The 8,138-nt window shown below is 54.4% G+C and carries 4 protein-coding genes and 1 pseudogene; 3 read left to right on the top strand and 2 right to left on the bottom strand.

The window, feature by feature from the left end; all coding sequences use genetic code 11:
• The coding region (locus B2R29_RS02625) for a TonB-dependent receptor plug domain-containing protein (protein WP_301179659.1) at positions 1–465 on the bottom strand (465 nt) is incomplete at its 3' end.
• Between the two features lie 108 nt (positions 466–573).
• Here B2R29_RS02625 and B2R29_RS02620 point away from each other — a divergent pair.
• Positions 574–1,071: pseudogene (locus B2R29_RS02620) on the top strand (ISL3 family transposase); the annotation flags it as partial.
• 25 nt (positions 1,072–1,096) lie between these two features.
• Here the strand turns inward: B2R29_RS02620 and B2R29_RS02615 are convergent.
• Positions 1,097–3,025, bottom strand: coding sequence for a molybdopterin-dependent oxidoreductase (locus B2R29_RS02615; RefSeq protein WP_289143193.1), 1,929 nt, complete (start codon positions 3,023–3,025; stop codon positions 1,097–1,099).
• 269 nt (positions 3,026–3,294) lie between these two features.
• Here B2R29_RS02615 and B2R29_RS02610 point away from each other — a divergent pair, with 269 nt between their 5' ends.
• Together B2R29_RS02610 and B2R29_RS02605 are read left to right on the top strand one after the other, a co-directional pair.
• Complete coding sequence (locus tag B2R29_RS02610; RefSeq protein ID WP_289143192.1) at positions 3,295–4,323, top strand: hypothetical protein; 1,029 nt, start codon at positions 3,295–3,297, stop codon at positions 4,321–4,323.
• A gap of 192 nt (positions 4,324–4,515) precedes the next feature.
• The coding region (locus B2R29_RS02605) for a hypothetical protein (protein WP_301179658.1) at positions 4,516–8,138 on the top strand (3,623 nt) is incomplete at its 3' end.

Raw genomic sequence — 8,138 nt, 5'->3', positions numbered from 1 at the left:
GTTGATGACACCACCGGTGGTTTGCGGGCCATAGCGCAGCAGCGGGGCACCCTTGAGTACTTCCAGCGAGGACATGCGCTTCAGTGTCGGAAAATAATAGGCGGCCGGATTGGAGTAGGGCGCCGGTGCGATCAGAATGCCATCTTCCATCAGGGTAATATTACTGCTGCGCTCGGCCGTGGCGCCGCGGATGCCGATATTGGGGCGCAGGCCCAGGCCTTCTTCTTCCCGCACATAGACGCCCGGGACGGTTTTCAGCACCTGGTTGATGTCGGTCTCAACCTCGGTTTTCAACTGCGCCTCACCAACGACGTAGCCTGACCCTGGCAAGGTCTGGGCTGCGGACGCATCGCCAATGATTTCCATGGGTTCAAGCATCTGGGGCTGATCATCGCCGACTGCCCAACTGGCGCCCGGGGCAAGGCTGACAGCCACGGCCAGTGATAAGCGGGAAGGTTTAAACATGTGGTTAATCTCCATTACCATTTGTTTTTCGAAATGTAAGTGACAATCATTACTATTACGTTGGGCGAAACTTTACGGTTCCGTAACTATAAAGTCAATTGCTAATCGGCTCACGACGTCTCAGACCGCGAGCGTCTCATCATGGAAACCTGGACAGGGGCCTTCCCCCAGCTCCTGGCAGCCTATGAGCACAAGGAGCGGTTCTACCACATCTGGGGCTGTGCCACCCGGCGGGATGCTGAGAAGGCGTTGGCTGCCTGGGTTGACGGCATCCCGCAGGGGCAGAAGGAGGTCTGGAAGGATCTCGTTAGCGCCGTCAGTGGCTGGCGTGAGGAGGTGCTGACCTACTTCGAGACCGACATCCCAATCACCAACGCCTTCACGGAGTCGATCAACCGGCTGGCCAAGGACAAGAACCGCGATGGCCGGGGCTATTCATTCGAGGTGATGCGGGCCCGGATGCTCTACACCACCAAGCACAAGAAGAAGACGCCACAGACCAAGGAATCTCCGTTCCTGGGCAAGGCCACCATGACCTACAGCATGGGTCTCCCCGAGGCCGAGAAGAACTACGGCGTCGATCTATCAACCTTCTGGGAGGATTAAGGTTTTGGTGGATCAGAGGGGATCATCAACCACTTAATCCGGATACCCCATAAATGATGCTGTTGAACTGGCCCTCGCTGCGGATACTCATCAAGGTAAACGCATGTTGTGCTTTTCGTTCTTCTGGATGATCGTGCGGGTTGACGATAAATACCGCGCGGTTATCCGGCATATTAAATTCAGGCGTGTGTTTAATACGATTGCGGATAAAGAACTCTTTTTTCGCAACATCAATATCGGCGAGATTCTGCATGCCGGGAATTGACTTCGCAATGGCATGGCGAATTGTGGTGTGCTTCTTAAAAGTCGAGAAATCAAAGCTGCTTTTGTCGACAACGCCCATGCCAATATCTGAGAGGATATCCACCTCAGAGCGTAGGTTGTCGAGGCGATCGATGCCACCATCACTCAGCCGCACGTAGTTGAACATGGATTCCTGACTGGTAGGGTCATGTTCTTCATCGCGTGCAAGTACCGGGAAGATTATGCTCTCGCTGTTGTCGCAACCATGCACATGGCCCTGATTCAGGGTGGTGGTTAAAAAGACTTTAAATGGGATATTATCCAGCGATGTTTCTGCCCACTGGCTGTCGGGTGATGCTGCATACAGATTACCACCGAGCATAAGTGCGTTATCGATATCGCCTCGTTCAGCAGCCTGAAGGCAGGCCATAGTATCCATGCCTTTATTGCGAGGCAGGGTGATTTTGAGTTCATTCTCAATAGCAGTGAAGACGTCTTCAGCGAGTACGGGTTTTACGCCAACAGTCCCCACGCCCTGGATGTTCGAATGCCCTCGAAGTGGGAGCAGTCCTGCACCCGGTTTACCAAGCATGCCGCGCAACATGGCAAGGTTGGCGATGGCCTCGACGTTGTCAACGCCGTGCAGGTGGTGGGTCATGCCCATACCCCATGCGAATACAGCATTTTCGGAGTGTGCGTACACCTCGGCGACGGCGTGAATATCATCACGCGAGAGTCCGGTAATCGACTCGATCTCACTCCATGACGTCCCTTCGATATCGGCCAGATAGGCATCAAAATTTCGGGTGTACTCTGCGATAAACTCAACATTGTGTTGTTGGTTTTCAATAATACTTTTCGCAATGCCCTTAAATACCGCGACGTCGGTTGCGATTCTGGGTTGCAGGTATTCGGAGGCAATGTCGTTTCCGCCCATCAATAGAGATTTGGGGCTTTTCGGCACGGCGAATTTTACTAGCCCAGCTTCTTTGGCCGGGTTAATCACAACTACGTGGCCGCCGCGCTCGCGACAGTTTTTGAGTTGGTGAATAAAGCGAGGGTGATTTGAAGAAGGGTTCGCGCCCAATACAAAAATCAGGTCAGACTTACCCAGATCGGCGAGCTCTACGGTTGAGGTGCCCGTACCTATCGTTGTCGCCAGCCCGTCGCCGGAGGCCTGATGACAATAGTAAGAGCAGTTGTTGATGTTAGTGCTGCCATACAGGCGCGCCATCAGTTGCAGTACAAAGGCCGCCTCATTAGATGAACGACCAGACGCATAAAAGAAACTGCGCTCCGGCGCCGAGGTAGAAAATCGCTCTACGGTGCGGGCAATGGCGTCGTCCCAGCCTATAGGCTCGAACTTATCCGAACCGGCTGCTTTATGGAGCGGCGTGCCTAAACGGCCCAGGTGCTCAATTTCGTGGGATGACAGCTCTTTAAAGTCTGCAATCGTGTGATCGAATACAGGCAGAGGGATGGGCCCCTGAATGTCGGTCGACTGCGCCTGCACGCTCTTGTTACACACCGACGGAAACTCATCCAACTCATTGATCATACCGCCTCGCTGGCCGCCCATACCCAGACCGCAGGCTTTACAGGCATTGTGCGCTGCCAACGCTTTTGCAGCGTCTTTCACGCCGATACGACGCACGGTATTCAGGGTGTAGAGGACTTTCTTAAAGCCACCGCCAACGATCTTCTTGTGCATTGAGCTGTCTCTGTGTGTCGCATCAATTATAAGAGTCAGTAAAGCGCAGTTACTGATAGTGGGCAATACGTCGGATTACGTATTTGCAGATATCTGATCGCTGATGTGTTTTGGTTGAAGGAATCGGGGTCAATAATGTTGTAAGGTATTGCTCTCGGAGTCGCAGCGACAATTAGGTATCAGATAGGCCCGCCTGAATGGGATCCCGACCGGTAGGGGGTGTAGCGACGATGGATTGAACAAACATGGATTGAACAAAAGGACAACAGATGTACACCGATTCAGATCTGGAAAGTGCCGTAACCAAAGGCATATTCACGCGTGATTCCGTAGAGCGTTTTCGCCAGGACTACGAACAGCAGCACGCCAGCCCCATTGTTGACGAGGAGAACTTCCGCTTAGTCAGTGGCTTCAACGATATCTTCGTCGTTGTTATTTCTGTGGTCGTACTTCTTTCCTCCCTATCCTTTTTCAGTTCCATGTTTGGCGATGTGATTGGTTTCGCTGTCACGGCCTGTGTTGCTTGGGGGCTTGCTGAATATTACATTCGTATTCGCCGAATGGCGTTGCCTTCCATCGTATTGCTATTTGCTTTTATTCCAAGTGCAACGGCGGTCATGGCATATTTATATTTTGGCGCAGCGGATATTAACCAGTTGCCGATCAAGACCCTTATCAAAGATGCTGGATTCGTTATTCCGCTGTTTTCTTTCATTGCTGCGCTTGCACATTGGTTGCGTTTTCGGGTTCCGATCACCGTTGCACTTATTACTGCCGCAGTGGCTGCGACAGTGCTTGCCGTATTGTTCACGTCGTTCCCACAACTTACTGCCTATCTGTATCCGATGATGATGGTGGCCGGTGGTGTGGTGTTTATCTTCGCCATGGGATGGGATATTTCCGATACTCGCCGGGTAACGCGTCGTTCGGATGTGGCGTTCTGGCTGCACCTTCTGGCTGCTCCATTACTAATGCATCCTTTGTTCAAGATCATTGGGGTCATGGACGGGGATGTTAGTGCCTCGGTTGCAGGAGTAATTCTCGGTGTATTCGGGGTAATTACACTGATCTCTCTGCTGATTGATCGCCGAGCTCTTATGGTCTCCTCTCTTGCCTATGTTCTTTATGCAATGAATGCTCTGTTCGATAGTTTTGGAACATTGGGGCAGCAACTCGGCCTGACAGGGTTGATTGTAGGCTGCAGTATGGTCCTGCTTACCGCCTATTGGGACAGAGCTCGAACTTCGCTGCTGAAGCCATTACCTGATAGCGTCTCCAACTATCTTCCTATGAAGTAGAGGAGCAACCAGCCTTAAACAGGCTGTTTGTCCAGCAATGTCGTAAAGAGCCTGAAAGTTACGAACTAGTCCATGGCTGGTTTGTACAAATATTGTTCTGATTTGGTTACCATTGTCCACCTAACAAATAGGCATATCGCGACACCCACCGACGTGATAGGCAATAGGAACGCCAGACGGGAACTGATTATCATGGCATTTAAGCGATTTATCTTATCGGCATCGACACTTGCGTTAATGTCATGTGGCGGCGAGGACGGCAGCAGTATTCAAGGCCCTGAAAGCCACCGCATCAGTACCTCCGTAACCGGACAAGGCACCGTCTCCCCTGAATCGGCCGACATTTCCGACGGCAGCAGCGCGCAGATGATTCTGCAGCCAGAAGAGGGCTATACGGTCGCCACCGCCAGCGGCTGTAACGGCTCGATGCAGAGCAACCTGTACTACATCAGCAGTGTGACTCAGGACTGCACCGTGAATGTTCTGTTTACTGAGGTGCAGCAAGCCCCTGCAGCGCAGGAAGAGCCTGATGAAGAAGCTCCGCGTGTTTCGGGTGCCGTCTCTGCCGGTAACGGACGGGTCATCGTCCAGTTTAACGAGCCCATGTCTGCTGACCTCGTGGATTCCATCGTTAACTTCAATATCACCCGGACAGATACCCAACAGATTCTCCCGGTATTGGCCGCAAGCTTTGTCGATGATCGCCAGCAAGCGGTGCTGTTAGAAACCGGTTCCCAGATCAATACTGAATACAGCATCATTGTGGTTAATGCCTACGACATTGCTGGCAATGCCATTGCACCACCGGCAGAAGAAGTCGAGGTAAATCCTAATTCGGCCACTTTTATCGGCACCCGCCCGGACGGCGATGAGCTGATCGACAGCGACGAAGACGGCCTCGCCGATTACATCGAACTCGAAGGCTGGCCGGTGATCGTTACCCGCACCGACGGCAGCACAGAAACCTTCCACGTCAGCTCTGATCCGCTCGACCCGGACACCGACAACGACGGCGTACCCGATAACGACGAACGCCACGGCGGCTTAAACCCGCTCAGCATCGACACCGACGGTGACACCCTCGATGATGATGCCGAATGGAACCGCATCTATTCAGACGGCACCAAGCAAGACACCGACGGTGACGGCATTCAGGATGGCTTTGAATACGTCTTCTTCAAAACCTCGCCGATTCTGGCGGATACCGACGGCGACCAGATGGATGACCCCAGTGAAGTCGCGTCAGGCAATCGCAACCCCTTGATCGCTGACATGCCGATTCCGGATATCGACGTGGGCTTAGTGAATCTGCAGCTGGACACCCGCTTAACCTACACAGATGAAAGCGGGCAGGTCGTTACTGAATCCAACACCAGCGAAGCCACACTGACGCAGGGTAATAACCAGACGTACTCCTCGGCCAACGAGAACTCAACCAAAGAGACGGTAGAAAATTCCGTCTCACTGACGCTTAGCGCAGAGAAAGAAATCAATTATGGCGTGACCGAAGGGGGCGGCAGTGGCAGCGTTAAATACAGCGCCAGCCGCACGACGGCGTCGTCCAACAGTAACGAATGGGGCAGCACCGTCTCCTTCGGTGAAGAGAGCAACCAAAGCGCCGAAGAGGCCTACCACGACTCACTGACCACCGAAAACGCCCGCGACACCCGCGAGAGCATTACCCGCGAAGTGCTAGGTGCCTCCATGCGTGTCGACGTAACGGTCGCCAACGCCGGCAATATTCCATTCTCGATCAGCAATCTTGAGCTGACTGCACAAGCACAAGACCCGAACAATCGCCGCCGCATTATTCCTATCGGCTCGCTCGTGCCTGAGAACGACAACCTCGATTCGGTGAACATCGGTGCCATTGGCGACACCGCTCGCGGGCCGTTTATCTTCCGTACCGAGAATGTCTTCCCGCAAGAAATCGAAGACCTGATGAAAAACCCGCGCGGCTTAGTCGTGCAGCTTGCGAACTACGACATCAGCGACGAAAACGGCAACAACTACGCCTTTACCTCACAGCAGATTCAGGACCGCACCGCCGAGCTTATTTTTGACCTCGGCAATGGCGTGGTCGAAAGTTATCGAATCGCCACCGCCAGCGATCATCACCCATCCACGGGCGTGCCTAACGGCATCAGCATGAAACGAGCGTTAGAAATCGCCGGTATCCGTGGCACACAGATCATTCGTGATGGCGGCAATGGTGTGGTCGAAACTGTCGCTGCGCCAACCTCAGATGACGAACAACTTGAAACTGCGGGCACCAGCGTTGAACCGCGCAGCGTGATTATCAGTGCAGGCGACGATGGCAACATCGCTACCGTTCCCGGTGGTGACGATATCCTCGTTGAACCCGATTACGCCACGGAGGTGTTTGCGACCTCCGCCGTGATTATTGACGGCGGCAATGGCATCGCCGAAACCGATGTCTCTGGTGATGACGAGCTGGTGAGTAGCCTGAACGCAGACATCGAACCCGGCCAGGTGGTCATCCGCGCGGGTGACGACGGCGTGATTGATTCCATCCCCACGGGCGACGATATCCTTGTAGAAGAAGGGCAGGAGCACTACGTACTCACACGCTTCCGCGATGTTGAAGCCATTGCCGGTGAAGCCCGGTTCTGGGTGCTGTTCACCAACAATCAGAACATCGAAAACGTCGACTTCGATAACCTGCGTCTGCGCTCGGGCCAGCAATACAACTTCACCTATGTGCAGGACAAAGACCTCGACCGCGTCTGGGCGCGTGAAGAATTCCTGCACGGCAGCTCCGACGAAAGCATCAACACCGATGGCTGTGATCAGGGCAACACGACAGAAGTGTGCGACACACTCACCGACTACACCGAAATCAAAGAAGGCTGGGTGGTACAGCTCAGAGGCTCAAATCAGAGCTACCGCGTATTCTCCAATCCGGGGCAGGCCGATTCCGACCGCGATGGCCTCACCGATGACCTCGAACGCGCCTGTGGCCTCGACCCACGCCAGCGCGACACCGACCTCGATGGCCTGACCGACTACGAAGAAATCACTGGCCAACGCGTTGACGGCAACATCATCACGCCAATGGTCAGTATCGACGTTGATGACGCCAGCGTACCGTCCATGACGATTACCCCATATCTCGGCACCGAGCCTGATCCGATTCCGACAGAGCGCGCGACCGGCGCTATCTGGGCAGAGCACAGCGTCAGCACAGAATGCCAGCAGATGCTCGAAGACAAACTCACCGGCGGTTACGCGACCGACCCACTGAACCCGGATACCGACGGCGACTTCGTTAACGATTTGGCCGAACTGTCACTGGGCCTGCACCCGAACGACCGGGTCGACGGTGCCGACTTCCTCGATGACGACGGCGACGGCCTGGTGAACTCCGCCGAAACCAACGGCTGGGTCGTGACCGAAGCGACCTGGGGCAGCACGCGAACAGTCACCTCAGACCCGACTAAAACCGACACCGACGAAGACGGCCTGCCGGATCTGCTGGAGTTCTACCTCAAAACCGACCCACGCAGCACCGACACCGACGGTGACGGCATCAACGACAATGATGAATACCGTAACGGCGGCGACGTGTGTGTCGCACGGGGCAACCCCTGCATTACCTTTAATCAGGTACAGAACAACGACTACGCCGCCTTCGTGCGCGCCTGTAACCTGGCACCCGTATGTAACGTTGCCCAGATTGAAGCGACGCTCGCCGCCGAAAGCCAGTACGGCACCAACCCAAGCGCACTCGACAGTGACACCGACACGCTCTACGACAGAGAAGAACTCGGCTTGTATCAGGGCGCGACACCACC

The sequence above is a fragment of the Thalassolituus sp. UBA3500 genome (genome assembly GCF_002377545.1).
GTDB lineage: Bacteria > Pseudomonadota > Gammaproteobacteria > Pseudomonadales > Oceanobacteraceae > Thalassolituus.
Note: the sequence above shows the minus strand (reverse complement) of the source record. Positions and strands in the feature narration are given on the sequence as shown.

Coding starts and splice junctions, on each gene's coding strand:
- B2R29_RS02615 (WP_289143193.1), bottom strand. CDS start 3,025: ATGCACAAGAAGATCGTTGGCGGTGGCTTTAAGAAAGTCCTCTACACC.
- B2R29_RS02610 (WP_289143192.1), top strand. CDS start 3,295: ATGTACACCGATTCAGATCTGGAAAGTGCCGTAACCAAAGGCATATTC.